General features: G+C 72.2%; 23 protein-coding genes. 10 read left to right on the plus strand and 13 right to left on the minus strand.

Features of this window, described 5'->3' with window-relative positions:
• Positions 1-377, plus strand: a 377-nt coding sequence (locus ACZ4MU_RS25735) for a substrate-binding domain-containing protein (protein WP_467880973.1), incomplete at its 5' end; no start/stop codon positions are given.
• 66 nt (positions 378-443) lie between these two features.
• On the opposite strand, the gene ACZ4MU_RS25740 is transcribed toward ACZ4MU_RS25735, so the two are convergent.
• Entirely contained in the window at positions 444-926 is a 483-nt protein-coding gene (locus tag ACZ4MU_RS25740; protein WP_467880976.1) for a MarR family winged helix-turn-helix transcriptional regulator, read from the minus strand.
• A 115-nt stretch (positions 927-1,041) separates the two neighbouring features.
• On the opposite strand from ACZ4MU_RS25740, the gene ACZ4MU_RS25745 reads away from it, so the two are divergent.
• The gene (locus ACZ4MU_RS25745; RefSeq protein WP_467880978.1) at positions 1,042-1,452 is read left to right on the plus strand and encodes an organic hydroperoxide resistance protein; all 411 of its coding nucleotides are present in this window, start codon (positions 1,042-1,044) and stop codon (positions 1,450-1,452) included.
• A 121-nt stretch (positions 1,453-1,573) separates the two neighbouring features.
• Here ACZ4MU_RS25745 and ACZ4MU_RS25750 read toward each other — a convergent pair whose 3' ends face one another.
• Entirely contained in the window at positions 1,574-2,008 is a 435-nt protein-coding gene (locus tag ACZ4MU_RS25750; protein WP_467880981.1) for a nuclear transport factor 2 family protein, read from the minus strand.
• Between the two features lie 327 nt (positions 2,009-2,335).
• Here ACZ4MU_RS25750 and ACZ4MU_RS25755 point away from each other — a divergent pair, with 327 nt between their 5' ends.
• Positions 2,336-3,970, plus strand: coding sequence for a M4 family metallopeptidase (locus ACZ4MU_RS25755; RefSeq protein ID WP_467880983.1), 1,635 nt, complete (start codon positions 2,336-2,338; stop codon positions 3,968-3,970).
• Between the two features lie 62 nt (positions 3,971-4,032).
• Here the strand turns inward: ACZ4MU_RS25755 and ACZ4MU_RS25760 are convergent, their stop codons facing one another.
• Complete coding sequence (locus ACZ4MU_RS25760) at positions 4,033-4,224, minus strand: hypothetical protein (protein ID WP_467880986.1); 192 nt, start codon at positions 4,222-4,224, stop codon at positions 4,033-4,035.
• 450 nt (positions 4,225-4,674) lie between these two features.
• Here ACZ4MU_RS25760 and ACZ4MU_RS25765 point away from each other — a divergent pair, with 450 nt between their 5' ends.
• Entirely contained in the window at positions 4,675-5,685 is a 1,011-nt protein-coding gene (locus ACZ4MU_RS25765; protein WP_467880988.1) for an isopenicillin N synthase family dioxygenase, read from the plus strand.
• Positions 5,686-6,141: 456 nt separating this feature from the next.
• Positions 6,142-6,804 (plus strand): hypothetical protein, encoded by a 663-nt coding sequence (locus tag ACZ4MU_RS25770; protein WP_467880991.1) that lies wholly within the window; start codon positions 6,142-6,144, stop codon positions 6,802-6,804.
• A 59-nt stretch (positions 6,805-6,863) separates the two neighbouring features.
• Here the strand turns inward: ACZ4MU_RS25770 and ACZ4MU_RS25775 are convergent, their stop codons facing one another.
• From ACZ4MU_RS25775 to ACZ4MU_RS25800, 6 genes are all read right to left on the minus strand, one after another.
• The gene (locus tag ACZ4MU_RS25775) at positions 6,864-7,544 is read right to left on the minus strand and encodes a hypothetical protein (RefSeq protein WP_467880994.1); all 681 of its coding nucleotides are present in this window, start codon (positions 7,542-7,544) and stop codon (positions 6,864-6,866) included.
• A gap of 143 nt (positions 7,545-7,687) precedes the next feature.
• Positions 7,688-8,077: a D-ribose pyranase gene (gene rbsD / locus ACZ4MU_RS25780; protein ID WP_467880997.1), complete on the minus strand. Its 390-nt coding sequence runs from the start codon at positions 8,075-8,077 to the stop codon at positions 7,688-7,690.
• Positions 8,074-8,979: a ribokinase gene (locus tag ACZ4MU_RS25785; RefSeq protein WP_467881000.1), complete on the minus strand. Its 906-nt coding sequence runs from the start codon at positions 8,977-8,979 to the stop codon at positions 8,074-8,076. The genes rbsD and ACZ4MU_RS25785 overlap by 4 nt, the downstream gene beginning before the upstream one ends.
• A 37-nt stretch (positions 8,980-9,016) precedes the next feature.
• Positions 9,017-10,966 (minus strand): ABC transporter permease/substrate-binding protein, encoded by a 1,950-nt coding sequence (locus ACZ4MU_RS25790; RefSeq protein WP_467881003.1) that lies wholly within the window; start codon positions 10,964-10,966, stop codon positions 9,017-9,019.
• Positions 10,956-12,494 (minus strand): sugar ABC transporter ATP-binding protein, encoded by a 1,539-nt coding sequence (locus ACZ4MU_RS25795; protein WP_467881005.1) that lies wholly within the window; start codon positions 12,492-12,494, stop codon positions 10,956-10,958. Before ACZ4MU_RS25795 ends, ACZ4MU_RS25790 begins: the two co-directional genes overlap by 11 nt.
• Positions 12,491-13,507, minus strand: a complete 1,017-nt coding sequence (locus ACZ4MU_RS25800) for a LacI family DNA-binding transcriptional regulator (RefSeq protein WP_467881008.1) — start codon at positions 13,505-13,507, stop codon at positions 12,491-12,493. Before ACZ4MU_RS25800 ends, ACZ4MU_RS25795 begins: the two co-directional genes overlap by 4 nt.
• A gap of 336 nt (positions 13,508-13,843) precedes the next feature.
• Between ACZ4MU_RS25800 and ACZ4MU_RS25805 the strand changes: the two genes are divergently transcribed.
• The 3 genes from ACZ4MU_RS25805 (at position 13,844) to ACZ4MU_RS25815 (ending at position 19,768) form a co-directional block, all read left to right on the plus strand.
• Positions 13,844-16,072, plus strand: coding sequence for a WD40/YVTN/BNR-like repeat-containing protein (locus ACZ4MU_RS25805; RefSeq protein WP_467881011.1), 2,229 nt, complete (start codon positions 13,844-13,846; stop codon positions 16,070-16,072).
• A 193-nt stretch (positions 16,073-16,265) separates the two neighbouring features.
• Positions 16,266-17,555, plus strand: a complete 1,290-nt coding sequence (locus ACZ4MU_RS25810; RefSeq protein WP_467881014.1) for a YncE family protein — start codon at positions 16,266-16,268, stop codon at positions 17,553-17,555.
• Positions 17,556-17,962: 407 nt separating this feature from the next.
• On the plus strand, positions 17,963-19,768 hold the full coding sequence (locus ACZ4MU_RS25815) for a M4 family metallopeptidase (protein ID WP_467881017.1): 1,806 nt from the start codon (positions 17,963-17,965) through the stop codon (positions 19,766-19,768).
• Positions 19,769-19,858: 90 nt separating this feature from the next.
• Here the strand turns inward: ACZ4MU_RS25815 and ACZ4MU_RS25820 are convergent, their stop codons facing one another.
• Complete coding sequence (locus tag ACZ4MU_RS25820; RefSeq protein WP_467881020.1) at positions 19,859-21,337, minus strand: MFS transporter; 1,479 nt, start codon at positions 21,335-21,337, stop codon at positions 19,859-19,861.
• Positions 21,338-21,496: 159 nt separating this feature from the next.
• Positions 21,497-22,492, minus strand: a complete 996-nt coding sequence (locus ACZ4MU_RS25825) for a GNAT family N-acetyltransferase (protein ID WP_467881023.1) — start codon at positions 22,490-22,492, stop codon at positions 21,497-21,499.
• Positions 22,493-22,614: 122 nt separating this feature from the next.
• Here ACZ4MU_RS25825 and ACZ4MU_RS25830 point away from each other — a divergent pair, with 122 nt between their 5' ends.
• Entirely contained in the window at positions 22,615-23,673 is a 1,059-nt protein-coding gene (locus ACZ4MU_RS25830; protein WP_467881026.1) for a DUF6528 family protein, read from the plus strand.
• Positions 23,674-23,724: 51 nt separating this feature from the next.
• On the opposite strand, the gene ACZ4MU_RS25835 is transcribed toward ACZ4MU_RS25830, so the two are convergent.
• Together ACZ4MU_RS25835 and ACZ4MU_RS25840 are read right to left on the minus strand one after the other, a co-directional pair.
• Positions 23,725-24,663, minus strand: coding sequence for a carbohydrate-binding protein (locus ACZ4MU_RS25835; RefSeq protein ID WP_467881029.1), 939 nt, complete (start codon positions 24,661-24,663; stop codon positions 23,725-23,727).
• A gap of 255 nt (positions 24,664-24,918) precedes the next feature.
• Positions 24,919-25,395, minus strand: coding sequence for an SsgA family sporulation/cell division regulator (locus tag ACZ4MU_RS25840; RefSeq protein ID WP_467881032.1), 477 nt, complete (start codon positions 25,393-25,395; stop codon positions 24,919-24,921).
• Positions 25,396-25,752: 357 nt separating this feature from the next.
• Between ACZ4MU_RS25840 and ACZ4MU_RS25845 the strand changes: the two genes are divergently transcribed.
• A complete protein-coding gene (locus ACZ4MU_RS25845) occupies positions 25,753-25,980 on the plus strand; it encodes a hypothetical protein (protein ID WP_371656044.1) in 228 nt (75 codons plus the stop codon).
• Positions 25,981-26,035: the final 55 nt, after the last annotated feature.

The raw sequence follows: 26,035 nt of genomic DNA on the forward strand, positions 1-26,035 counted from the left end.
GCGGCATCATCACGGCCCTGAAGGCCGCCGGTCTCTCCAAGCTTCCCCCCGTCACCGGCCAGGACGCCGAACTCGCCGGAGTCCAGCGCATCGTCATGGGCGAGCAGTTCATGAGCGTCTACAAGCCGTACGTCCAGGAGGGGCCCGTGGCCGCGCAGATGGCCGTCGCCCTGGCTAAGGGCCAGCCGCTGACCATGATCACCAAGACAACGGTCGACTCCCCCACCCGGCAGGCCATCCCCTCGGTGATCATCCCGATCGTCTCCCTCACCCGGGCCAACATCAAGGAGACGGTCATCCGCGACGGCGTCTACACGAAGGCCGAGATCTGCACGGCCAACGTGAAGGACGCCTGCGACGCGATGGGCCTGAAGTAGCCGCGCCACGCGCGAGGCGGCACGCGTGGCCGCCGGGTGCCCCCCGATCGCCGGGGCCCGGCGGCTTCAGTGCGCCTGGTCCAGGGAGGTCGTGATCCGCCCCAGGAGCTGCTGGAGGGAGAGGACCTCCTCGACCGAGAGACCCGTCGCCGAGAGGATCTTCAGCGGGACGGGCAGGGCTCGCTCCCGCAGGCCGGAGCCCTCCTCGGTGAGGCGGACCGTGACCGAGCGCTCGTCCTCGGCGCTGCGCTCCCGGGTGACGAGGCCCGCCGTCTCCAGCCGCTTGAGCAGCGGCGAGAGCGTGCCGGAGTCGAGCCGCAGCCGTTCGCCGATGACCTTGACCGGCTGCGGCCCGTGCTCCCACAGCACCAGCATCACCAGGTACTGCGGATAGGTCAGGCCGAGGTCCTTGAGCGCCTCCCGGTAGACACCGCCGAAGGCGCGTGACGCGGCGTGCAGGGAGAAGCAGACCTGGTGGTCCAGGCGGAGGAGATCGACGTCGGACGGCAGGGGCGCGGACGACGCGGCGGGGGTCGACGAGGAGCTCATGTCACCAGAGTAGCGGGCCGGACGCCATTTAGTTGCGCACAATTTAGTTGTGTGCAACTCTTTGTGCGAAGGAGAGCGGCAGCCGCTCACCACCGGACGGAAGAAGAGGCATCCCATGGACGCGCTGTACACCGCCGCCGCCACCGCCAACGGGCGCGAGGGCCGGGCCGTGAGCTCGGACGGCCGACTCGACCTGCCCCTGGCCATGCCCCCGGCGCTGGGCGGGAACGGCGAGGGCACCAACCCCGAGCAGCTCTTCGCCGCCGGGTACGCGGCCTGCTTCGCCAGCGCCATGGGAGCCGTCGGGCGCGAGATGAAGCTCGACACCAAGGACGTCTCCGTCACCGCCGAGGTCTCCATAGGCAAGGACGACACCGGCTTCGGCCTCGCCGTCGTCATGCGCGTGGAGCTGCCGGACGAGCTGGGCGGCGAGACCGGTCGCCGGCTGGTGGAGGCCACCCACGCCTTCTGCCCGTACTCCAAGGCGACGCGCGGCAACATCGAGGTCGAGCTCGTCATCGAGTAGCCGACAGCGAAAAGCCGCCGGTCGCACGGCGGCCGCCGGCACGCACGCAAAGGCCCGGGTCTGCGAGGACGTCCTCGCAGACCCGGGCCTTTGCGTGCCCCGTCCCGGCTCCGCGCGGCGCTCAGCCCGCGGCCGCCGCCTCCTCGCGGATGCGGCCGAACTGCGCCCCCATCGCCTCCGACAGCGCCCGAGCCCCCGACAGCGGGCGGACCATGACCGTGAAGTCGTCGATGAGGCCGTCCTCGTCGAAGTGGAGGAAGTCGCAGCCGTTGACCTCCAGTTCGCCGACCTTCGCCGTGAAGACCAGCGCCTGGTCGCGGCCGTCGACGCCGACGATCTCCCGCACATAGCGGAAGTCGGTGAAGACCCGGCTCACCCCCCGCAGGATCGCCGCCGTGATCGCCCTGCCCGGATACGGCTTGAACGCCACCGGGCTGGTGAACACCACGTCCGGCGCGAGCAGTTCCTCGATCGCGGCATGGTCACCGGACTCCACGGCCTTTCGGAAGGCACTCGTCGTCGCCATCTTCCCGATCTCTCTTCCCTCGTCAGCCATACTCAATTTTTTGAATAGGTGACGGCGACAGTAACCACCCACCTCTCCCCGGTCCAGGCCCTCGCAGGCCCCTTCACATCTCGCTGGGTCACTTTTCAGCCACAACGGAACGTGACAGCCGGTTCACAGCTTGACGTGCGACGACCTGGGGCGCCCGAAATCCCTTGACCGGAAAGCCACTTCCCGTTCCGCCCCGGCTCGGCGCCCCTCGGATGCTTTCCGGTCATTCTGCTGACACCTCAATGACATGTACGCGCCCCTCCTGCAACGCTGTGCTCGCACGTGGCACCCGCACCCCCCACCTCCCCCTCAGAAAGGGACGCTCGCGTGACCTCTCGTATAACGCGTTCTACGCGCGTCGTCGGCCCCGTCGCCGGCGCCGCCCTGCTCGCCGCCGGACTGACCGGCCTGGCCTCCGGATCCGCCGGAGCCTCCCCCACGGCCGACGGTCCGTCCGCGCAGCCGCTCCGCCTCTCCGCCTCCCAGCGGGCCGAGCTGATCCGTGAGGCGAACACCACCACCGCCAAGACCGCGGCCGAACTGGGCCTCGGTGTCCAGGAGAAGCTCGTCGTCCGCGATGTGATCAAGGACGCCGACGGCACCGTCCACACCCGGTACGAGCGCACCTACGCCGGACTGCCCGTCCTCGGCGGCGACCTCGTCGTGCACGAGACCGAGGCGGGCGCGACCGCGGGCGTGACCCGGGCGACCAGAGCCGCCATCAAGGTCGCCTCCACCACCCCCGCCCTCGGCACGGCCGCCGTCCAGCAGAAGGCGCTCGCCGCCGCCAAGGGCGCGGGCGCCGCGAAGGCCACCGCCGACCGGGCGCCGCGCAAGGTGATCTGGGCCGCGGGCGGCACCCCGGTCCTCGCCTACGAGACGGTGGTCGGCGGGCTCCAGGACGACGGCACCCCGAGCCAGCTGCACGTCGTCACCGACGCCACCACCGGGAAGAAGCTCACCCAGTGGCAGGCCGTCAAGACCGGCACGGGCAACAGCGAGTACAGCGGCAAGGTGACCCTCGGCACCACCAAGTCCGGCTCGTCGTACCAGCTCAGCGACGCCGCGCGGGGCGGCCACAAGACGTACAACCTCGCCCACAAGACCGGCGGCAAGGGCACGCTCCTGACCGACACGGACGACGTGTGGGGCAACGGCCTGGCCTCCAACACCCAGACCGCGGCCGTGGACGCGCACTACGGCGCCGCCGTCACCTGGGACTTCTACAAGAACGTGCTGGGCCGCAACGGCATCAAGAACGACGGCGTGGCCTCCTACAGCCGCGTCCACTACGGCAACGCCTACGTCAACGCCTTCTGGGACGACAGCTGCTTCTGCATGACGTACGGCGACGGGACCGGCAACGCCGCCCCGCTCACCTCGCTGGACGTCGCCGGGCACGAGATGTCGCACGGTCTGACGGCGGCCACCGCCAACCTCCAGTACAGCGGTGAGTCCGGCGGCCTCAACGAGGCCACCTCGGACATCTTCGGCACCTCGGTGGAGTTCTTCGCGAAGAACGCCACCGACGTCGGCGACTACCTCATCGGCGAGAAGATCGACATCAACGGCGACGGCACCCCGCTGCGCTACATGGACAAGCCGAGCAAGGACGGCGGCTCCAAGGACGCCTGGGCCTCCGGCATCGGCAACCTCGACGTGCACTACTCGTCGGGCCCGGCCAACCACTTCTTCTACCTGCTCTCGGAGGGCAGCGGCGCCAAGACCATCAACGGCGTCAGCTACAACTCGCCCACCTCGAACGGCTCCACGGTCACCGGCATCGGCCGGGACAAGGCCGTGCAGATCTGGTACAAGGCGCTCACCACGTACATGACGTCCACGACCAACTACGCGGGCGCCCGCACCGCCACGCTCAGCGCGGCCGGCGCGCTCTACGGCACGAGCAGCACCGAGTACAAGGCGGTGAACGCGGCCTGGGCCGCGGTCAACGTCGGCTGACCCCGGCACACGGCCGGAGGCGGGCGTCCACCCCGAAGGGGGCGGGCGCCCGCCTCGTCGTGTCAGAGACCCGTGCCACGCATCGGCGCACCGCCGAAGATGCCGCCGAGCAGCTGGCCCGCGAACTGCAGACCCGCCTGCTCACGGGGCGTCAGATCGTTGGGCCCATCGGTGGGGAGGGCGGTCGCGGTGCCCGCGGTGAGGCAAGCGGCGGCGGAAAGAGCGGCGAGAACGACGGCGAGACGACGGAGCATGGGAATCCCTTGGCTGCTGTACGGGGCCGGCGTGCGGCTGGACGGTACGATTTTCGCCAACCCGGGGCACCCGACACGGGAGGCGGGGCTGGGGGATGCCCCGATCGGATGAGCGGACCGCTTCCATCGCGCGCGATTGTGGGGAAGGTCTCCTCCGCGACCGGGCGCCGCGGGCGTACCCTCATGGCATGACTCTTCTGGTGATGCGCCGACACGTGGACTACGTGCGCGTCACCAGCATGAGCTGTCGCCCGCAGGACTGACCCTCGCGGCCTTCGCGGCCATGGCCCCGGCCCGGCTCTCCGCCCGCCCCGGCCCTCGCCCTTCGCCCACGGTCCTGTCGCGGTCTCCCGGTTCCGGCGCACCCCTTCGCCCTGCCGTCCCGGCCGTCCTCCCGCCAACCCCGGGAACAGGACCTCCGTACATCCCGGAACGGAAACGGAACCGCTCATGTCCAGCACCACCCTGCTTCCCACCTCCCTGCCCGTCGTCGACCTCTCCCTGGCCGACGACCCGGCCACGCGCGACGCCTTCCGCGACGGGCTGCACCGAGCGGCTCGCGACACCGGGTTCTTCCATCTCACCGGGCATGGCGTCGACGCCGCCGAGTTCGCCCGCATATTGCGGCTGACAAAAGAGTTCTTCGCGCTGCCCGAGGCCGACCGGCTCGCCCTGAGCAATCTGCGCTCGCCGCACTTCCGCGGCTACACCCGCATCGGCCACGAGCTGACCGGCGGGCGTTCGGACTGGCGCGACCAGCTGGACGTGGGGGCCGAGCGGCCGGTGCCCGTGGTGGGCCCGGACGACCCCGCGTACCGCTGGCTGGAGGGGCCGAACCAGTGGCCCGAGGCGCTGCCGGAGCTGCGTACGGTCGTGCTCGACTGGCAGGACCGGCTCGCGGCCGTCGCGCACCGGCTGCTCCAGGAGCTCCTCGCCTCGATCGGGGCCCCGGCCGATTTCTTCGACGCCGCCTTCGCGGACCGCCCGCATCTGCACACCAAGCTGATCCGCTACCCCGGCAGCGCGCCGGAGGGCGACGGCCAGGGGGTGGGAGCCCACAAGGACTACGGCTTCCTCACGCTGCTGCTCCAGGACTCGGTGGGCGGCCTCCAGGTCCGGCTCGGGGACGGCTTCGTGGACGTGCCGCCGCTGCCCGGCGCCTTCGTCGTCAACCTCGGCGAGCTCCTGGAGATCGCGACCCGGGGGTATCTGTCCGCGACCGACCACCGGGTGGTCTCGCCGCCCGGAGCGGTGGAGCGGTACTCGGTGCCGTTCTTCTACAACCCGCGCCTGGACGCCCGTATCGACACGGTCCCCGGCGACTATCTGGCCCAGGCACCGGGAGTGGCGCACAGCGCGGACAACCCGCTGCACGCCGAGTACGGCCGCAACGAGCTCAAGGGGTGGCTGCGGGCCCATCCGCAGGTGGCCCGGCTGCACCACCCGGAGCTGGTGGCCTGAGCACCCCTTTTCGGGGCGCCGTCCTCCCGCGGTCGGCGGCGCCCCGGAGGGAGCGGGGCCGTCTGCTCGGGGTGAGACGGCCCGGCTCCGCTTCCAGCTTGCGCCGCAATTCCCGGAAAAGCACCAGGTGTGCGACCACGTAAAGTGGCCAATTCGGCTGCGCCAGGGCGCCCTGTGGAGGGCGTGCCGGGTGGGGCGCGCGTGGTCACCTGGCGTAACCGTGTGAGCCTGTCAGGGTGACCGAGGAGTGGAGCGGCCCCGGTGCCGTCCTCGGCTCGGCGCGCGGCTACCACGGGCGGCCTACCGCCGGGGTATGAGCCGCCCGCCGCGGCTACCCCTGAGGTTCATCCGGGTTCAACCCCACGGTGAATGCCGTGCGGTGACCGTGATTCCTAGGGTGTTCGACACACCGGGGACAGCGGTCCTCGGGGGAACCCTCAGGAAGGGAACGAGTCCATGACCACGGTACGGGGGAAGTCCGGGTTCGCTTACGGCGCGGTCGTCGCGATGGCGGTCGCCGGGATCGGCGCCCTGCCCGCGCAGGCCGCCCCGGCGCACGCCAAGGCCGCACAGCAGCAGTCGGCCGCGTCCGCCACCGGCACCACGGGCGCCACCGGCAAGGCCGCCGCGTCCCGCAGCTACACGTATCTCTCCTTCAAGATCAACCGCAAGGACACCTCCAACTCGCGGCTGAGCCTGGTCTACGTCCAGGTCGTCAACCCGGACAAGGTCCGCACGTACACCGTGAAGACCTGGCGCGCCGGGTCGGGGACGGGCAGCACCAACTCGTGCCTGAAGAACCGCGGCGTGCTGCCGAGCGGCGACTACAAGATCCGCACGTTCGAGGCCCACAAGGACGGCGGGCGGGGCGGGATCCACGGTCTGGCCTGGTACATCGGCGAGCGCCTCTGCAAGCCGCACGGGACGAAGAGGGACGCCCTGTTCGTCCACAGCGAGATGCTGCCCAACGGCAAGCAGGGCTCCACCGAGCCCTACCGCTGGGACGGCAACAAGGACTACAAGTCCAACGGCTGCATCAAGCTCAAGCCGTCCGACGCCCGTTCCCTGGCCGGTTTCCGGTCCACCTACCCGCACCCCGGGAAGCTGTACGTGTCATAGCCGCGGCGCGCGCCTGGGCCCTCCTCGACATCCGTCGAGGAGGGCCCTTCGGCCGTGGGTCAGCCGCCGACGAACTCCTCGTCCCCGTACCGCACCTCCGCCTTGTTCCAGTCGACACCCAGCTCGCCCACGAACTTCCTGGCGAGCGCCAGGTCGGCGAGGGGGGCGATGAGGACGAGGCGGCCGTCCCGGACGGTGACCGAGCCGCCGCCGAGCTCGTCACGGGCCTCGGGGTCCGCCAGGAGCGCGTCGTGGAGCGTGCGCGCGGTCACCCCGCTCGCCTCGATGCCGACCGCGTCGGTCTCGGGCGAGGTACGCGGGAGGTGACGGAAGGTCAGCACGGACTCCTGGTGGTACTGCTTGCGGATGACGTCGGCGATCTGGTGCAGCCCGGCCGCGCCGACGTGGTTGACGTCGAACTCGCGGGAGCGCTCGTACGTCGCCTGCTTGAGGTCCGAGGACCAGAAGACGCCGTCCAGGAGAGTGGAGCGGCCGGCCTTCGCGCCATGGGCGCGGATGATGTCGCGGACCTGGTGGCCGAAACGGACCAGCCGCGTCCGCAGGCGCGGGTCGGCGGGGTCGGTGATGGTGGCGGTGTTGTCCGTGGCGAAGATCTCGGCCGTCGCCGTGGCGTGTCCCGTCCCACCCGAGGACGGGGCCGAGGCCGTCGCCGTGCCCGCGCCCGTCACCGCGAGGCTCAGCGCGCCGGCCGCCGCGAGGGTGCCCAGTCGTCGTCCCATTCCCGTACTCCCCGGCCGCGGCCCGCTGGGCCGTCTGGTGCTGCGTCGGCCGACGCATCGGGGAACACGATAAGGGTCGCGAGGAGGTGTGTTGTGGGACTTGTACGCGTATGGCCGACCGTCGATGTCGCCGCCGTACCGTCCTAGAAGAACACCCCGCACCTGAGCAGCACGTTCGCGTACGGCCGCGCCTCCCCCGTCCGTACGACCAGGCGCGCGCCAGCCGACAGCGCCTTCAGCTCGTCGTGCGCGACGAAGCCGAGCCCCGGGAGGCGGGCCGCCAGCAGCCGCGCGGCCTCCGGGTTCGCCTCGCGCACCTCCCGCGCGGCGGTCGCGCCCTCCACCACCAGCTCGGCCAGCAGCCCGTCGAGCACCTCCGCGAACGAGGGCACCCCGGCCCGGAAGGCCAGGTCGACCACGCGCGGGCCGGCCGGGATGGGCATGCCGGCGTCGCAGACGAGGACCCCGTCGCCATGGCCCAACTCGGCCAGCGCGCCCGACAGATGACGGTTGAGGATGCCGGCCTTCCTCACCGCGCGAAGACCTCGTCGGCGGTGGGGAAGGACTCCTGCGCCCCCTGCCGGGTGACGGCGGCCGCGCCGACACGCGCGGCGAACGCGGCGGCGTCCGCCAGGCTCTCGCGCAGGCTCAGCCGCCAGGCGAGCGCCGCGGTGAAGGCGTCGCCGGCGCCCGTCGTGTCCACCGCCTCGACCCGCGGGCTCTCCACCCGGACGAACGAGCTCGTACTGCCGGCCGCGACCAGGGCGCCCGCCGCGCCCAGAGTGATCACCACCGAGCGCGGCCCGCGCAGCAGCAGTGCCCGCGCCCAGTCCTCGGGGGCGGGGCCCGCCGAGGGGCCCAGCAGGGACCGGGCCTCGTGCTCGTTGACGATCAGCGGGTCGCAGGCGGCGAGCACCTCGGCGGGCAGTGGACCGGCCGGCGAGGGGTTGAGGACGAACCGGCTGTCGAAGGCGAGGCTGCGGACGGTCTCGACGACCGTCTCCAGCGGGATCTCCAACTGCGCCGAAACCACCCGGGACGCCTGGAAGAGACTGGCGGCGGCACGTATGTCCTGCGGGGTCAGACGGGCGTTGGCGCCGGGCGAGACCACGATGCTGTTGTCCCCCGACGGATCCACCGTGATCAGCGCGACCCCGGTGGGCGCCCCGCCGACCAGCAGGCCGACCGTGTCGACTCCGGCCGCCCGCTGGGAGTCGAGCAGCAGCCGCCCGTACTCGTCGTCCCCGACGCGGGCGAGCAGCGCGGCGCGCGCCCCCAGGCGGGCGGCGGCCACCGCCTGGTTGGCGCCCTTGCCGCCGGGGTGGACCGCCAGGTCCGAGCCGAGGACCGTCTCGCCGGGCCCGGGGCGCCGGTCGACGCCGATGACGAGGTCGGCGTTGGCGGACCCGACGACCAGGAGGTCGTAGTCGTACATCCCTGTCCTGCTTTCGCTGAGTGGCGGACGGCGTCCGTCAGGAGAAGTCGGCGACGTTCTGCCGGGTGACGACCTTGACCGGGACCTTCACGGCGCTCTCGACCGTGCCGCCCTTCGCCGCCCGGACCGCGTTGCGCACCGCGATGCGGCCGAGTTCGGCGGGCTGCTGCGCGACCGTCGCGTACAGCGTGCCCGCTGCGACCGCCTTCAGGCCATCGGGGGTGCCGTCGAATCCGACGACCGTGACGGAGGCGCCGGCCCGGTCGCCGAGCGCCTTGACCGCGCCGAGCGCCATCTCGTCGTTCTCGGCGAAGACCCCGGTGACCCCGGTGTGGGACTGGAGCAGGTTGGTCATGACGTCGAGGCCCTTGGCGCGGTCGAAGTCGGCGGGCTGGCGGGCGACGACGGTGATGCCGGGGTACGCCCTGATGCCCTCGGCGAAGCCCTGGCCGCGCTCGCGGCTGGCGGAGGTGCCCGCGGTGCCCTGGAGGACGACGATCCGGCCCTTGCCGCCGAGCCTGTCGGCGAGGGTCTTCGCGGCGAGCCTGCCGCCCGCGACGTTGTCGGAGGCCACCAGGGTCGCGGTGTCGGCCTTGTTGACGCCCCGGTCGGCGGCGACCACCGGGATGTCCGCCTTGTTGGCGCCGCGCACCGAGGGTCCGACGGCGTCGGAGTCGACCGGGTTGACGATGATCGACTTCACTCCGGCGCCGGTGAAGTTCTGGATCTGGTTGGCCTGCTGGGAGGCGTCGTTCTGGGCGTCGGTGACGGTCAGGTCGACTCCCGCCGCCTTCGCCTCCGCCCTGGCCCCGGCCTCCATCTGCACGAAGAAGGGGTTGTTGAGGGTGGAGAGCGACATGCCCACCTTGGTGGACGAGCCGGAGGAGCCGGTGTCGACGAACGACAGGGCGCCCAGGACCGCTGCCAGGGCGACGGCCGCGACCGCGAGCTTGGCCGCGCCCCGCCTGCCGCCCGACCCGGGCGCGCTCCCCGCGGCGGAGGCGCTCGTCGCCCCGGCGCGACGGCGTGCCGTGTCGAGCAGCACCGCGAGCGCGATGACGACGCCGATGACGACCTGCTGCCAGAAGGCGGACACCGACAGCAGGTTGAGGCCGTTGCGCAGCACCGCGAGGATCAGCGCGCCGATGAGGGTGCCGGACGCCTTGCCGACGCCGCCGGACAGACTGGCGCCGCCGATGACGACGGCCGCGATCGCGTCGAGTTCGTACCCCTGGGCGGCCTGCGGCTGGGCCGAGACGAGCCGGGAGGCGAGCACGATGCCCGCGACGGCGGCGAACAGGCCCGAGAGCGCGTAGATCGCGATCTTCTGCCGCCGCACGCGCAGCCCCGAGAGCCGGGCCGCCTCCTCGTTGCCGCCGATCGCGTACATGGAGCGCCCGATGTACGTACGGGACAGGATCAGGGCGGTCAGCAGGCCCATCACCACCATCACGATCACCGGGACCGGCAGATGCCCGCCGAGGGTGTCGCCCACGCGGGAGACGGACTCGGGGAAGGCGATCGGACTGCCCTGCGAGAGCACCAGGGACAGGCCCCGGCCGACCGAGAGCATGGCCAACGTGGCGATGAACGGCGGGAGTTTGCCGTAGGCGACGAGGGCGCCGTTGACAGCGCCGCAGGCCAGGCCCGTGCCGATGGCGAGGAGGACCGCGAGCCAGACGGGCAGGCCCTGCTCCGTCGCCGTCCAGGCGAGCACGGTGGCGCTGAGGGCGGCCACCGAGCCGACCGAGAGGTCGATGCCGGCCGAGACGATGACGAAGGTGACGCCGAACGCGAGGATCGCGGTGACGGCGGCCTGGACACCGACGTTGAGCAGGTTCTGCGTGGTGAGGAAGTCACCGGAGAGCAGCGACATCGCCACCGCCAGGACCACCAGGGCGCTCAGGGCGCCGTTGTCGAGCAGCAGACGGCGCACGGCCCGGGCGCCGCTCGCGCCCGTGGTGCTCCGGAGCGTGTCAGTGGCCACGGGGGCCCTCCTCTTCGTGCGGTGCCGGGGCGGCGGCAAAGGCCGTGCCGACGGCGAGTTCCATGACCGCTTCCTGGGTGGCCCGGGCGGCCGGGAGTTCCCCGGCGATCCGCCCCTGGGCCATGACCAGGACCCGGTCGCTCATGCCGAGCACTTCGGGCAGATCGCTGGAGATCATGAGGACGGCGTGCCCGGCGGCGGTCAGTTCGTTGATGAGCCGGTAGATCTCGACCTTGGCGCCGACGTCGATGCCCCGGGTCGGCTCGTCGAGGATGAGCACCCTGGTCTCGGCGAGCAGCCACTTGCCGATGACGACCTTCTGCTGGTTGCCACCGGACAGGGTGCGCACCTGCTGGCCGATCCCGGCCATCCGTACGCCCAGCCGCTCGGCGATCCGCGCGGCGGCCGTCCGCTGGCCCCTGCGGTCCACGAGTCCGGCGCGGGTGGCGGAGCGGAGGGTGACCAGGCCGAGGTTCTCCTGGACGGAGGCATCCAGGACCAGGCCCTGGCCCTTGCGGTCCTCGGGGACGAGGCCGATCCCGGCGCTCATGGCGGCGTTCACGTCGTGCCGGGCGACGGGTGCGCCCAGCACCTCGACGGTTCCGCTGTCGTAGCGGTCGGCGCCGAAGACGGCCCGGGCGACCTCGGTGCGGCCCGCGCCGACCAGCCCCGCGAGACCGACGACCTCGCCGGCGCGCACCTCGAAGCCGACGTCGTGGAAGGCGCCGTCGCGGGTGAGCCCGCGCACCGAGAGCAACGGGGCGCCCGGGTCGGGGCGTTCGCGCGGGTACTGCTGGTCGATGTCGCGTCCGACCATCAGGCGGACGAGTTCGGCCTCCGGGGTGGCGGCCGGCACCTGGCCGACGCTCCTGCCGTCGCGCAGGACGGTGACGCGGTCGCCGAGCGCCGCGATCTCTTCGAGGTGGTGGGTGATGAAGACGACGCCCACGCCGTCCGCCCGCAGCGAGCGCACGATCGTGAAGAGCGTGTCGACCTCCTCGGAGGTGAGGACGGCGGTGGGCTCGTCCATGATGAGCACGCGCGCGTCCAGGCTGAGCGCCTTGGCGATCTCGACCATCTGGAGCCGGGCGATGCCCAGGTCCCGTACGCGCGCGTGGGGCGGCACGTCGACGCCGACCCGCTCCAGGAGCACGGCGGCGTCCGCCTCCATCCGTCTGCGGTCGATCATGCCGAAGCGGCGCGGCTGGCGGCCCAGGAAGATGTTCTCCGCCACCGAGAGGTCGGGGACGAGGGTGAACTCCTGGTGGATGGTGGCGATGCCGAGCCGTTCGGCGTCCTGTGCGGAGCGCAGGCGCACCTCGCGTCCGTCGACCAGGACGCGGCCGCTGTCGGGGTGGTGGGCGCCGGAGAGCACCTTGATGAGGGTGCTCTTGCCCGCCCCGTTCTCACCGAGCAGGACGTGCACCTCGCCGGGGCGCAGGGCGAAGTCGACGCCGTCGAGGGCGAGTACGCCGGGGAAGGCCTTGCGTATGCCCTCGACGCGCAGAAGTTCGGCGGAACCGCTCACGGGGTGCTCCTCCGGGTGGGGGCGGCCTCGCCGCAGGAGCTGCGGACGACCAGGCGCGCGGGCAGGGTGACGGACTGCGGGGGCCGGCCCTCGATACGGTCGACGAGGGCGCGGACGGCGGCGCGGCCCAGTGCGCCGGTGGGCTGCGCGATGGCGGTGATCGGCGGGTCGGTGTGCACGAACCAGGGGATGTCGTCGAAGGCGGCGAGCCCGATGTCGTGCGGCACGCGCAGGCCGTGCGCGCGAATGGCGTCGAGCGCGCCCAGCGCCATCAGGTTGTCGGCGGCGAAGACGACGTCGGGCGGCTCGGGGAGGGCGAGGAAGCGCTCGGTGCTGCGGCGGCCGCTGTCTGCCTGGAAGTCGCCGTGGCCGATGTAGGCCTCGGGCAGGGGCAGGCGGTGCTCGTGCAGGGCGTCGCGGAAGGCCTCGACGCGTTCGCTGCCGGTGGTGGTGGCGGCGGGGCCCGCGATGATGGCGAGCCTGCGGTGGCCCAGGGCGTGCAGATGGGCGACGAGGTCGCGGACGGCGGCCCGGCCGTCGGCCCGTACGACGGGCACGTCCACGCCGGGGATCCAGCGGTCGACGAAGACCATGGGGGTGCCGGCCCGGGCCGCGTCCAGGATCAGCGGGGAGCCGCCGTCGGTGGGCGAGACGAGCAGGCCGTCGATCCTGCGGTCGAGGAGGGTGCGGACGTGGTGGTCCTGGAGCTCGGGCCGCTCGTCGGCGTTGCCGATGATGACGCTGTAGCCGAGCGTGCGGGCCTCCTCCTCGACGGAGCGGGCGAGTGCGGTGAAGTACGGGTTGAGTACGTCGCTGATGACCAGGCCCAGGGTGCGCGTCTGGTCGGTGCGCAGCGACCTGGCCACGGCGTTGGGCCGGTAGCCGAGGGCGTCGACGGCGGCGAGGACGCGGGCGCGCGCCTCGGGGCTGACGGACGGGTGGCTGTTGAGGACCCGGGAGACCGTGGCGACGGACACGCCCGCGCGGGCGGCCACGTCCTTGATGCTCGCCATGTGCCGGACCACCTCCTTGTGCGTCCGTGGAATCGATTACACGGAGGATTGGAATCGATTACAGGCCTCCCGGCAACCCCCTGCCCCGGCTCCGAGATCCGATCGTGATGAACCCCCGCTCCGGGCGTGCGCCACGGCGGGACGTGCGGCCCGGCGCGGGCCGCCCTCGTCGGCGGCGCCGCCCCGAGGGACGGGGGGCGGCGCGTCCGGGTCGCAGGTGCGCCCCAACCACTGGTGGGGACACGGCCGTTGCTGAACACTCTGCTGCTGTCACGTGCCGGGAACGCTCTTCCCCTCGTCGCGCGCCGGGCACACCGGCCGCGGAAGGAGCCGTCCATGCGTACAGGGAGATCGAGAGCTCTGCGTACGGCCGCGGTCGCCGTCCTGGCGATCGCGGGACTGCTGGTCCCGGGCGGTCCGGCCGCCGGAACCGGAGCCCAGGAGGAGGACGACGAGGGCGGACCGGCCGCCCCCGCCGAGTACAGCTACCTGCAGAAGGCGGTGCCGGGGCAGCCGCTGCCCCGGCACGCCTACGACACCGCTGCGGCGCAGGCCGCCGCCCTGCCCGCCACCGGCGGCACCTGGCGGTCCGTCGGGCCCACCAACATCGGCGGCCGGGTCGTCTCGCTCGCGCTCGACCCGCACCGGGCCGGCACCGTGTACGCGGCCGCCGCCAGCGGCGGGGTGTGGCGTTCGGCAGACGCGGGCCGGACGTTCACCCCCGCCTGGCCCGAGCGCGGCACCCAGGCCATGGGCGCGCTCGCCGCGGCCCCCGACGGCACCCTCTACGCCGGGACCGGCGAGCCGAACCCCGGCGGCGGCAGCGTCACCTACGAGGGAACCGGCGTCTACCGCTCCACCGACCGGGGCCGCAGCTGGCGGCCGGCCGGGCTGCGGGACTCGGGGGCCGTCGGAGCGTTCGCGGTGGACCCGCGCAGACCCCGCCGGGTGCTGGTCGCGGCGACCGGCTCGCTCTACAACCCGGGCGGCGACCGCGGTGTCTACCTCTCCGAGAACGCGGGCGGCTCCTGGCGCCGGGTGCTGGACGTGCCCAACGCCTTCACCGGCGCCGTCGACGTCCAGCGCGACCCGGCCGACCCCGACCGGGTGTACGCCGTGCTGTGGGACCACCGGCGCGAGCCGGACAAGCGCACCTATGGCGGCGCGGGCTCCGGGGTCTACCGCTCCGACGACGGCGGCGCCCACTGGCGGCGCCTCGGCGGCGGGCTGCCCACGGCCGGCTCGGGGCGGATCGGCCTCGGTGTCGCCGCCTCCGAGCCCGGCCGCCTCTACGCCCTCGTCGGCGCCACCGACGGCACCTTCGGCTCCTTCCTCACCTCGGCCGACGGCGGCGACAGCTGGACCGCGCTGCCGCCGGACGAGACCCTGGCCGACTCCCAGTCCAACTACTCGTGGTGGTTCGGCAAGGTGTGGGTGGACCCGGCCGACGCCCGGCACGTCCATGTGGCCGGGGTGGCCCTGCTCACCACCAAGGACGGCGGGGCCACCTGGAGCGCCGAGGAGGACGCCGTCCACGCCGACCAGCACGCCATGCTCTGGGACCCGCGCACACCCGGCCGCGTCTACCTCGGCAACGACGGCGGGGTCTACCGCTCCGACGCGCGCGGGGACGGCGGCTGGACCAAGGCGGTGTACGAGCCGTGGACCCAGCTCTACACCGTGGCGGCGACCCCGCAGGGCCCGAGCCGGATCTCCGGCGGCGCCCAGGACAACGGCTCCGTCCGGTCCTGGGGCGGCGACCGGTTCAACGAGTACCTGGGCGGCGACGGACTCCAGAACCTCATCGACCCGACCGACGTGAACCGGGTGTACGCCTGCTACCAGTACGGCAACTGCTTCCGCTCCACCGACGGCGGCGCCACGCTCACCGAGTACACCGACGCCACCACCGCCGACCGGCGCAACTGGCTCACCCCTGTCCAGTTCGACCCGGTGAATCCCGATGTCCTCTACTACGGGGGCAACCGGCTGAACCGTTCCACCGACGGCGGCGCCACCTGGCAGCCCATCAGCCCCGACCTGACGGGCGGCCCCGGCGACGACTCCTACCCGTACGGCACGATCACCACGGTCGCGGCCGCGCGGGACGGGCACACCGTCTGGGCGGGCACGGACGACGGCCGGGTATGGGTGACGCGGGACCTCGGCGCCCACTGGACCAAGGTCCTCACCGGCCGGCCGTGGGTGACCCGGGTCGCGGTGGACCCGGCCGACCCGGCGACCGCGTACGTATCGCTGTCCGGGTACCGGTCGGGCTCGCCGCGGCCGCATGTGCTGCGGACCCGGGACGCGGGGGCGCACTGGAGCGATCTGTCCGGAAACCTTCCCCAGGCACCGGTGAACGACGTGGTGCTCGGTGGCCGGAACACGCTCTACGCCGCCACCGACCAGGGTGTCTTCGTCGGTGGCCGGGGCGGCTGGCGCAGGCTCGGCGGCGGGCTTCCGCTCGTACCGGTGTCGGACATCACGTATGACCCCGTCCACCACCGCCTGCTGGCGGCCACCTTCGGGCGCGGCTTCTACAGTCTCCTTGTGCGCCAGTAGATCTGACGGCGTATCAGGCCCCCGGCGGCATGCCCGGCCGGGGGCCCTTCACCGTCCGGGCGCGGGGCCGCCGGGCCGGCAGCCATCCGTCGCCGTCGTGGCTCTTGTCTTGTGGGGCGCGGCTCACTACCGTCCGGTGGCCACATCGCACCGTGATTGTCATGCCCCCCCCACGAGATCATCCGGAGTGACGATGCCCGTCCACCGAACCCTCGGCTCCCTGGCGGCCGTGATAACCCTTGCCGTGACCGGTGCCTCCGCCACCGCTTCCGCGTCCCCGCCGGCTTCCGACTCCCCCAGGGCGCGGGGCGCCGGTGCCGGGGCCCTGCGGGAGGTGATGTTCGTCGGCAACAACTGGGACGGCACCGCAGATGTGGTGAGGTCCGGTGGCGACCTGGCCCGGATCGGACGGATCAGTGTCATCCCGGACAAGGACCAGCGGCTCGCCGAGATCTACCTCAACCCGATCAAGCTGGCCTATTTCCTCGGCATCCGACAGGGCCCCGGCGAGGGTCACGACCAGTTCGTGGACGACATGTACTCCACACCCGACGGCTCCGCGGTCGTGGTCTCCCGGCCCAGCTTCGCCGACGTGGTCTCCATCGACCTGGCCACCGGACACCTCAACTGGCGCTTCCCGGTGTCGGGTTACCGCTCGGACCACATGGCGGTCTCCCCCGACGGCACCCGGGTCGCCGTCTCCGCCTCCACCTCGAACACCGTGCACGTCCTGGACATCGCGACCGGCCGGCAGCTCGGCTCGTTCGCGACCGGCGACAAACCGCACGAGAACGTCTTCACCGACGGCGGGAAGTACCTGTGGAACATGGCGATCGGGGAGGTGAACACGGCCCTCGACGACCCGGCGTGGGACTGGACGAAGGGCGACCGGCGCATCACGGTCGTGGACGCGCACACCTTCAAGCCGGTCAAGGTCATCGACATGCGCGACCGGCTCGACGCGTTCGGGCGCAAGGACCTCTCCGACGCCGTACGGCCCGTGGTCTTCACGCCCGACGAGTCCACGCTCTACTTCCAGGTGTCGTTCTTCAACGGCCTGTTGGAATACGACATCGCCACCGACCGGATCACCCGCTCCAAGACCCTGCCCAAGAACCCCGCGACCAGCGAGGACCGCACCACCTGGGTCAATGACTCGCGCCACCACGGCCTCTCGATCAGCCCGGACGGGGCCCGCCTCTGCGTCGCCGGGACGATGGACGACTACGTGACGGTCCTCGACCGCGCCACCTTGCGGGAGGGGCCGCTGGTCCCCGCGTCCAAGCCGTACTGGGCGACCGTGAGCGGGGACGGGAAGTCGTGCGTCATCTCCGAGAGCGGCGCGGACCGGATCACCGCGATCGACTTCGCGACCGGGCAGAAGACGGTGTCCGTCGCGGTCGGCGACCATCCACAGCGGGTCCGTCTGGGCCATGTCACCGCCGACTGGACCGGCCCGGCGGCCCACCGCACGGTGAACTGAACCGGCTGGGGCCGGGGCTGGGGCTGCGACTGCCGTTGCGACCGCGACTGCGCCCCGCCAACGATCCGTGCATTTCCGCCCGTACACGAGGAAATCGCCGCCCGCGCACTGTGATGACCGGCACAGTGCGCGGCAGGCGCAACCATCCTGGTCGGGTGCGCATCTGGACCGGTGGGATGATCGGGGGAACACGCACTCCGCACGGCCGGTAGCCCTGTGTCCACGGGGGCGGGGGAGATTGTTAAATCTCGGCTCCAAAGACGCCCAAGCCGCACAAACGGCTTTACATGCGCATGTCAGGCGTAGCAGTGTTCGCCCGGGACCACACAGTCCCCGCGGTGCTCAGAAACACCGTGCGTACGGGCGGTCGCAGCCGGCCGCCCCGCAACACCTAAGGATCCTCCATAGTGCGTACACCCCACATACGCAGACTGGCGATCGCCCTGGCCGTCACCACGGCCGCGACCATCACGGTGGGGGGCGTGGGCACCGCCGTCGCGACTTCCTCCGCCACCGGGACCTCCCCCGTCGCCTCCGCCAGGTCCGCGAAGTCGGTCGTGGACGCGGCGCGTGCCGCCGCCTTCGCGCACGCCGCCGCCACCGGTGTCTCCAAGGACGACACCCTGACGGCCACCGACACCCTGGTCGACCCGGACGGCAAGCAGCACGTCCGGTTCGCCCGCGCCCACAAGGGGATGCCGGTGCTCGGTGGTGACCTGGTCATCCACCTCGACGCCAAGTCCGCGTACCTCGACGTGACCCGGGCCACCCGCCGCCAGGTCGCCGTCACCGCCAAGGCCCCGAAGCTGACGGCCGCGCAGGCCAGGGCGAAGGCCGCCGCCAGGGCGAAGGGCGAGCCGGGCACGCCCGAACTCGTCGTCGACGTCCGCGCGGGCCGCACCGCCCTCGCCTACCAGATCAAGGTCAGCAACAGCAGGACCACCGAGGCGGGCGGCGTCCGCACGGTCGTCATCGACGCCACGACCGGCGCCGTGCTCACCGACATCCCCGCCGCGGACACGTTCATCTCGCCGCGCCTGAAGAGCAAGCTGCGCAAGAGCGGCGTGAAGGCCGCGCCGCTCACGGGGGCGAAGACCTCGGCCGCCGCCGTCACCGCGTCCGCGGCCAAGCCGTTCAACCCGCCGCGGACCGCGGGCATCCCCACGGTCGGGTCCGGCTCGTCGCTGTTCGTCGGCAAGGTGCCGCTGAACACCCTGAAGACCGGCGGCACTTCGTACCTGCTCAAGGACGCCACCCGCGGCAACACCGAGACACGCGACGCGGGCGGCCGTGAGCTGGAGCGGTTCACCCAGGGCAAGGCGTTCACCAGCACGTCCAACACCTGGGGCAACGGCGCCACGAACAACCGGCAGACCGCCGCCGTGGACGCCCAGTACGGCATCGCCAGCACCCTCGACTTCTACAAGAAGGTGCTGGGCCGCAACGGCATCAAGAACGACGGCGCCGGGGCCCGCGCGATGGTGCACTTCGGCTCCAACATCGGCAATGCCTTCTGGTACTCCGAGTGCGGCTGCATGCTCTACGGGGACGGCGACGGCGCCACCTTCACCAAGCCGCTGGTCGTCCTCGACGTCACGGGCCACGAGCTGAGCCACGGCGTGGTCGACGCCACGGCCAACCTGCAGCCGACCCGGGTCGACGACCAGGGCAACCAGTACGGTGAGCCGGGCTCGCTCAACGAGTCGCTCGCCGACATCTTCGGCAGCAACGTCGAGTTCCAGACCAACAACCCCAACAACGAGCCCAACTACCTGGTGGGCGAGAAGCTGGGGCTGGCGCAGACCTTCCTGCGCCGCCTGGACAAGCCGTCGCTCGACGAGCTGGAGGGCACGGTCGACTACTGGTCGCCGGCCTCCTACGACGCCGAGGTGCACGGCGGTTCGGGCGTCTCCTCGCACGCGTACTACCTGCTCGCCGAGGGCAGCGGCAAGAAGACGATCGGCTCGGTCGCCTACGACTCGCCGACCTACGACGGCGCCGCCGTGACCGGTATCGGCCGCGCCAAGGCGACGCAGATCTTCTACCGCGCCCTGACCCGCTACATGGTCTCCACGACCGACTTCCACGACGCCCGCACGGCGACGCTGAAGGCGGCGGGCGACCTGTACGGCACGTCGAGCGTCGAGTACAAGACGGTCGACCGGGCCTGGGCCGCGGTCAACGTCACCGCGGCGAACACGCCGAGGCGCTGACACCCCGGCGCGGACAGGGAGGCGCCCCCGCGGGAATCCGCGGGGGCGCCTTCGCGCTGTCCGGCCGCCCCAGGACGGCGCTCCGCCACCTCAGTCTCCGGCGGCCGCCTCCCGGGCCGACAGGGGTGTGGCGATGTCCTCCAGCGCCTTGCCCTCGGCGTCGACCGCGAAGAACGCCGCCACCCCGCCCGCGATCGTCATCAGGGCGGCGCCGACGCAGAACGCCACCACCGCGTCGTCGACGATGCCGCTGGACGTGAGACCGGAGAAGACCAGGGGCCCGGAGATACCGCCGGCCGCTGTGCCGATCGCGTAGAAGAAGGCGATCGCCATCGCCCTCGTCTCCATCGGGAAGATCTCACTGACCGTCAGATAGGCCGAACTGGCCCCCGCCGAGGCGAAGAAGAGCACCACGCACCAGCAGGCGGTCATCGTGGTCGCGGTGAGCCACCCCTGGCTGAAGAACCAGGCGGTGACGAAGAGCAGGGCGCCGGAGAGCAGATAGGTCCCGGCGATCATCACCCTGCGCCCGATGGTGTCGAAGAACCGGCCGAGCAGCAGCGGCCCGAGGAAGTTCCCGAAGGCGACCACGGCGAAGAAGTAGCCGGTGTGGCCGCTGTCGACGTCGAAGAACTTCACCAGGATCGAGCTGAAGCCGAACGTGATGGCGTTGTAGAGGAAGGCCTGCCCGATGAAGAGGGCGAAGCCGAGCACCGCGCGCTTGGGATAGGAACGGAAGAGGGTTTTGGCGATCTCCAGGAACCCCACGCTCTCGCGCTGTTCGATGGTGATGGCCCGCCCCGGGGCGGGCAGCGGCTCGCCCCTCTCCTCCTCGACCTGCCGTTCCACGTCCTTGACGAGCCCCTCCGCGCCCTCCTCCTGGCCGTGGATGAACATCCAGCGCGGGCTCTCCGGCACATGCCGCCGCACCAGCAGGATGACCAGGCCCAGCACCACGCCGAGCGCGAAGGTGAGCCGCCAGCCGAGGTCCTTGGGGAAGATGTTGGTGTTCAGGGCGAGTACGGACAGGAGCGCGCCGCCCATCGCGCCGAGCCAGTAGCTGCCGTTGATGATGAGGTCCACCCGGCCGCGGTACTTGCTGGGGATGAGCTCGTCGATCGCGGAGTTGATGGCCGCGTACTCGCCGCCGATGCCGAAACCGGTGAGGAAGCGGAACAGGAAGAACCACCAGGCGGAGAAGGACAGCGCGGTCATGGCGGTGGCCGCCAGATAGACCGCGAGGGTGATGAGGAAGAGCTTCTTGCGGCCGTACCGGTCGGTGAGCCAGCCGAAGAAGAGGGCGCCGAAGCAGGCACCGGACACGTAGAGCGCGGCGCCGAGACCGGTGATCTGCGCGTCGGTGATGGCCAGGCCGCTGCCGTCCTCGGAGAGGCGGCTGGCGATGTTGCCGACGACGGTCACTTCGAGACCGTCGAGAATCCACACGGTGCCGAGCCCGATGACGATCATCCAGTGCCAGCCGGACCAGGGCAACCGGTCCAGCCGCGCGGGGACCTCGGTGGTGATGGTCCGGCCCCGCGCCTTACTGCCCACCGTCGCACCGTCCATGCGTGCCTCCTGCCTGCCGAGGTCCGATGAGCGTCCGGGATACCGGACGTGTCCGCCACGGGTACCCGAAGATCATCGCGATTAACCCGCCCGGACGCGGCGCGTACCCGCTCGTGCCGGCACCCGGCGGGCCCGGCACGCCCCCTCTTCGCGGCGCTCTCAGCCGCCCCTCAGCGGTCGGGCGTAGGTCACGTACTCGCGGTGGGCGGTGAAGCCCAGCCGTTCGTAGAGGCCCAGGGCGCCGGACGGGTTGGCCGTGTCGACGGTGAGGGAGGCGCTGTCGTACCCGTGGGTGAGGGCGGCGTCGAGGGTGGCGGCCATCAGGGCGGGGGCGGCGCCGCGGCCGCGGTGCGAGCGGCGGGTGGCGAGGTAGCCGACATGGCAGTCGCGGGTGCCGTCGGCGGCGGTGTCCGCCTCGTACTCCTCGGCGATCAGATACGCCACCACCTGCTCGCCGTCCAGCAGCAGCCGGGACAGGGCCGGGCGGAACGAGCGCGCGCCCACGACCTGGGTCCGCCAGTCGGTGGAGTCCATCGCCGTGAAGTCCCAGTGGTCCCGGAAGGCGTCGTTGTGGGCCAGCCGGGTGGGCTCGTCCCAGGCGGGCCCGAACGGCACGAGCCGCAGCCCCTCCGGTACGCCCCCGGTCATCGGGCGGCCCGTGCTGAGCGGATGGGTCATCTCGAACCACCAGCGGCAGGCGGTGAACCCGCCGCTCGCCGCCAGCGCCTCAAGGTTCGGATCCCCGGACTTCCCGCTGATCAGCAGTTCGCCGGGCAGGTGCGCGAAGCGCTCGGCGTGGAGCGCGCGGGCCCGGGTGTCCATCCAGGAGACCAGATGGCGGCCGATGCCCTGGCGCCGCCAGTCGGGGTGGACCGCCGCGTCGCCGCGGAAGCGGGCCGCGTCCACGGCTCCGTCCGGGGCGTGCACCAGGGCGTGGGCGACCAGCCGGGCGCCGTCCCACAGCGTGAGCGTGTCCCGCTCCAGGTCCAGCTTGGGGTTCTCCAGCTCTTCGGCGAGGTCGTCGGCGTCCACGTGGTGGCCGCTCCTGTCGACGCGCTCCGCGTCGGCGCGCAGCTTCAGCCAGGCGGGCACGTCGGCCTTGTCCATCGGGCGCGTCAGGAATCCCCCGGGTGCGATGTGCGACGTGGTGTTCACCGCCCCATCGTCGGTCGCTTGCGCGGTGGCCGCCCGCTGGCCCGTCCGGGTGGAGTACGCGGGGACCGCGCGCCCCTCACCACCGGGGACGGCCGCGCCTGTCAACGTGGGACCTCGTGCCCATGCCACCTCCCGCGTCCTCGTCGCGCGCTCCCCGCCGGGCCCTGCTGCGCGCCGCCGTGGCCGGCGGGCTCGCCGCGCTGGCGGCCCCGACGGCCCGCGCGGCCGGGCGAGCCCCCTCCCCCGCCTCCGCGCCCCGCTACCCGCAAGCGCCGGGGACCCAGATCCTCGCCTGCGACCAGGCGTCCCAGTCGGTGATCCTGCTGGACGCGACCAGCGCCTACTGGCGCTCCGGGAGCCCCGACCGGACGGCCCGGGCCGCCGATCTGCAACCGCTGTGGTCCTGGTCGCCGCTGGCCGACCCCGCCCTCGCCGATCTGGATCCGGGCAGCGGCTGGCAGAACGTCAGCGAGGCCAAGGCCCGTGCCACCACCGCCGGGCCGCTGCTGCTGACCTGCGCCTCCGGCGGTTTCGTGGCGGCGGTGCACCGCGAGGGCGGGGCGGTGTACTGGGCGGCCTCCCTGCCCGCCGCCGCCAACCCGCACAGCGTGGAGCTGCTGCCGGACGGCAATGTGGCGGTGGCGGCGAGCACCGGCGGCTTCGTCCGCGTCTATACCGCCTCGCGGGGCGCGCGCTCGGGGACGCACGCCTCCTTCGCGCTGCCCGGGGCGCACGGACTGCTGTGGGACGCGGGCAGCGGACTGCTGTGGGCACTGGGCGAACGGCTCCTGGTGGGCCTTGCCGTGGAGGGCGGCGCCGCGAGCCCGAGGCTGACGGCGGCGCGGACGGTCACCCTGCCTGAGACCGGCGGCCACGACCTGGCGCGGGCGCTCGGCACCGACAGCGCGATGTGGCTGTCGACCAGCACCCATGTGCGCCGGTTCGCCGTCCGCACCGGCACGTTCGTCCCGTACACGGACGAGGGCGCCGTGGACCGTCCCTCGGTCAAGAGCATCAGCCAGAACCCGGCCACCGGGCAGCTCCTGACCGTGAGCCCGGAGCCGGGCGCCCCCTGCACCTGGTGCACCTCGCGCATCCGCTTCCACGGGCCGGGCGGGGAGGAGGAGCTCAAGGGGTCGAGCCTGTACAAGGCGCGGTGGTGGACTGCCGACGCTCCCTGACGCCCCGCCGCGGGAGCGTGGCCGGGCGCGGGCGCCGCCTCCGGGGGACGGTCACTGCCGTACGGTCCAGTGGTCGTTGGCGCCCGCCTGGAGGAACTTCAGGGGCGGGCAGAGGAAGTCCCGCCCTGACGGGTTGGCCTCGGTCCAGGGGGAGTCGGCCGGGCGCGCGGGCTTCCAGACGCCCGCCTTGCGCAACTGGATGGCACTGCTGTCGAAGACGGTGTTCCTGGCCTCCGTGCAGTAGTAGCCCACACCGGTGGCCGGGTTGACGCTCGCGTAGATCTCGAAGATGTCCCAGCCGTGGTCCAGGTCGCTCCGGTCGGTGCCGGACTGGCGGTAGAGCAGTTCCCACCGCGCGGTGCGGTGGTTGTACAGGTACGAGGACCAGCGGTTGCCCGAGCCGCTGTCCTTGACGAGCTGGACGCTGAAGGCCGGGCGGCCGTCGACGGAGGTGGTGTACTTCGCGCGGAAGTCGGCGTCCAGCGGCAGGATCTTGGCGGGGCCGCCGTCGCGCGAACACCAGTCCCACGCCCACAGTTCACTGCCGCTGTTCCAGTAGGCGGTGACCACTTCGATGCAGGAGCTCTGCGCCTTGGTGGTGGGCGCGTAGGTGAAGTTGTCCGCGTCGCTCACGCGGTAGGCGGGGTCGAGGCTGTGGGTGGCGGTGATGCCGTCGTGGGTGCCGGGCTGCGGGAAGATCCCCCACCAGTTGTGGGTGAGGGCGGCGGGGCGTGCGGCGCGGCCTTCCTTGAGCGCCGCCACCGCCCGGTCGCGGCCCGCGTCGTGGCCGGGTGCGCGGGCCGAGACGACGGCGCCGCGGTGCGGGGCGTCGGGCGAGGGCGGGGTGCCGGGGCGTTCGGTGGGGCGGGCGGCGGCGGTTCCCGCGCTCCGCACGGTGCCCAATGCCGCGGCGGCTACGAGCAGGGCGGCCGCGAGGGCGGTTCTCGCGGATCTGGCAGACCTCGCCCGGGTGCGCGTTTCCGTGTTCACGTGGCTCCTCCAGGCCGGACTCGGAGTCCGGACGTCATGGGGTACGACGGTGGGGGGTGGGAGCACGGTCCGGCGGCGGCGCGGGGTGGTGCGCCGCGGCGGAACCGGATGAGCGACTAGTAATGTCCATGTCATTAACACGACTGTCAACAGCCGCTGGAGCCACACGCGTTGATTCGGGGCGCTTTCGAGCCGCGCCCGCTCCGGAGCGCCGGGGCGGGCGGCGGCCTCAGGAATCCGTTCCCCCCGTCTGGCCTACTGTGGGCCGTGGTCCAGACAGGGACACTCCCGGCCGCACCAGCGGCAGGCCGGGGCGGGCGAGGGGGTCGGCGCCAGCAGCAGCTCCAGGACCGCGTCCACGTCATAGCCGTCCAGCTCGCTTCCTTCCGGAACGAGTTGGTACGTACGGGAAAGGAACTCCGCGACGTCCTCCAGACCGGCCAGCAGATCGGCGCTGCCTTCGTCCGAATCCAGCCTGATCCGTAACCCCCCGTCGCCGCAGTACCAGACGCGGACGTCCCCCATCCCGACCGGACGGCGGGAGGTCAGCCCCTCAGCGACCAGGTCCCGGCCCATCGTCCAGGTGGTGTGGGTGCCGTTGCCGCACACGAAGTCCACGGACACCGCGAGCGGGTCGTCGGAGTCGTACGTCATCACGGCTTCCACCGGCGTCATGGCATCACCCCCCTCGTGCAGCAGCTCCACATACAGCGGTACGCAGATCTCTTCCATGTCTCCCCCCTCGGGACGGGCACCAGCGTTGTCTCTATGTCCTCTATGACGAAATGGACCGTGGTGTTAGTGACGGATTCCACCACCTCACATACGCACCGCGCGCCAGAACCCGCTCAACTGGCCACAGCGGCCCGGAAAACGTGTAGGCGCACCCCCGGTGAAGGGGGCGCGCCGGACACACGCAGGCGGCGGAGGGACCCAGCACGCCCCCTCGTCCTGCCACACGCCCCGCGCGCCGGAGGTCCCGGGCTCCTTGTCCGGGGCCCACCCCTTGGCGCACCCCCCGTTGTCAGTGCCGCGAGAGATGCTTGACGATCCGACACCTTTATCGACGGACACGAGGGAGAAGCCGAGATGACCGAACCGGAGCGCACGGCCGCCAAGGCGTACGTCCGGCTGCTGCAGACCGCGCAGGCCGTGCTCGCGGACCCGGCGACCGCGCCGCGCGCCCTGGCGCTGCTGGCCGGGCCGATGGCCGAGGCCGAGGAGTCCCTGCGGGCGGCGGGCCTCGCGGGCAACGAGGCCCGTCTGTTCGCGCTGGTGGAGGACCTCCAGACCGATACGTGCGCCTCGGGTCCCTGAGCCCGGAGCGCGCCTGCCACTATGGGGCCCGGGGGCGACGGCGACGGAGAGGGTG

It is taken from the genome of Streptomyces sp. NPDC026377 (genome assembly GCF_055567715.1).

Bases quoted from the DNA above. Each gene is read 5' to 3' on its own strand.
- ACZ4MU_RS25785 (WP_467881000.1), bottom strand. From the start codon at position 8,979: ATGTACGACTACGACCTCCTGGTCGTCGGGTCCGCCAACGCCGACCTC.
- ACZ4MU_RS25820 (WP_467881020.1), bottom strand. From the start codon at position 21,337: ATGGACGGTGCGACGGTGGGCAGTAAGGCGCGGGGCCGGACCATCACC.
- ACZ4MU_RS25845 (WP_371656044.1), top strand. From the start codon at position 25,753: ATGACCGAACCGGAGCGCACGGCCGCCAAGGCGTACGTCCGGCTGCTG.
- ACZ4MU_RS25760 (WP_467880986.1), bottom strand. From the start codon at position 4,224: ATGCTCCGTCGTCTCGCCGTCGTTCTCGCCGCTCTTTCCGCCGCCGCT.
- ACZ4MU_RS25810 (WP_467881014.1), top strand. From the start codon at position 16,266: ATGCCCGTCCACCGAACCCTCGGCTCCCTGGCGGCCGTGATAACCCTT.
- ACZ4MU_RS25775 (WP_467880994.1), bottom strand. From the start codon at position 7,544: ATGGGACGACGACTGGGCACCCTCGCGGCGGCCGGCGCGCTGAGCCTC.
- ACZ4MU_RS25800 (WP_467881008.1), bottom strand. From the start codon at position 13,507: ATGGCGAGCATCAAGGACGTGGCCGCCCGCGCGGGCGTGTCCGTCGCC.
- ACZ4MU_RS25765 (WP_467880988.1), top strand. From the start codon at position 4,675: ATGTCCAGCACCACCCTGCTTCCCACCTCCCTGCCCGTCGTCGACCTC.
- ACZ4MU_RS25770 (WP_467880991.1), top strand. From the start codon at position 6,142: ATGACCACGGTACGGGGGAAGTCCGGGTTCGCTTACGGCGCGGTCGTC.
- ACZ4MU_RS25750 (WP_467880981.1), bottom strand. From the start codon at position 2,008: ATGGCTGACGAGGGAAGAGAGATCGGGAAGATGGCGACGACGAGTGCC.
- ACZ4MU_RS25740 (WP_467880976.1), bottom strand. From the start codon at position 926: ATGAGCTCCTCGTCGACCCCCGCCGCGTCGTCCGCGCCCCTGCCGTCC.
- ACZ4MU_RS25840 (WP_467881032.1), bottom strand. From the start codon at position 25,395: ATGGAAGAGATCTGCGTACCGCTGTATGTGGAGCTGCTGCACGAGGGG.
- ACZ4MU_RS25745 (WP_467880978.1), top strand. From the start codon at position 1,042: ATGGACGCGCTGTACACCGCCGCCGCCACCGCCAACGGGCGCGAGGGC.
- ACZ4MU_RS25805 (WP_467881011.1), top strand. From the start codon at position 13,844: ATGCGTACAGGGAGATCGAGAGCTCTGCGTACGGCCGCGGTCGCCGTC.
- ACZ4MU_RS25830 (WP_467881026.1), top strand. From the start codon at position 22,615: ATGCCACCTCCCGCGTCCTCGTCGCGCGCTCCCCGCCGGGCCCTGCTG.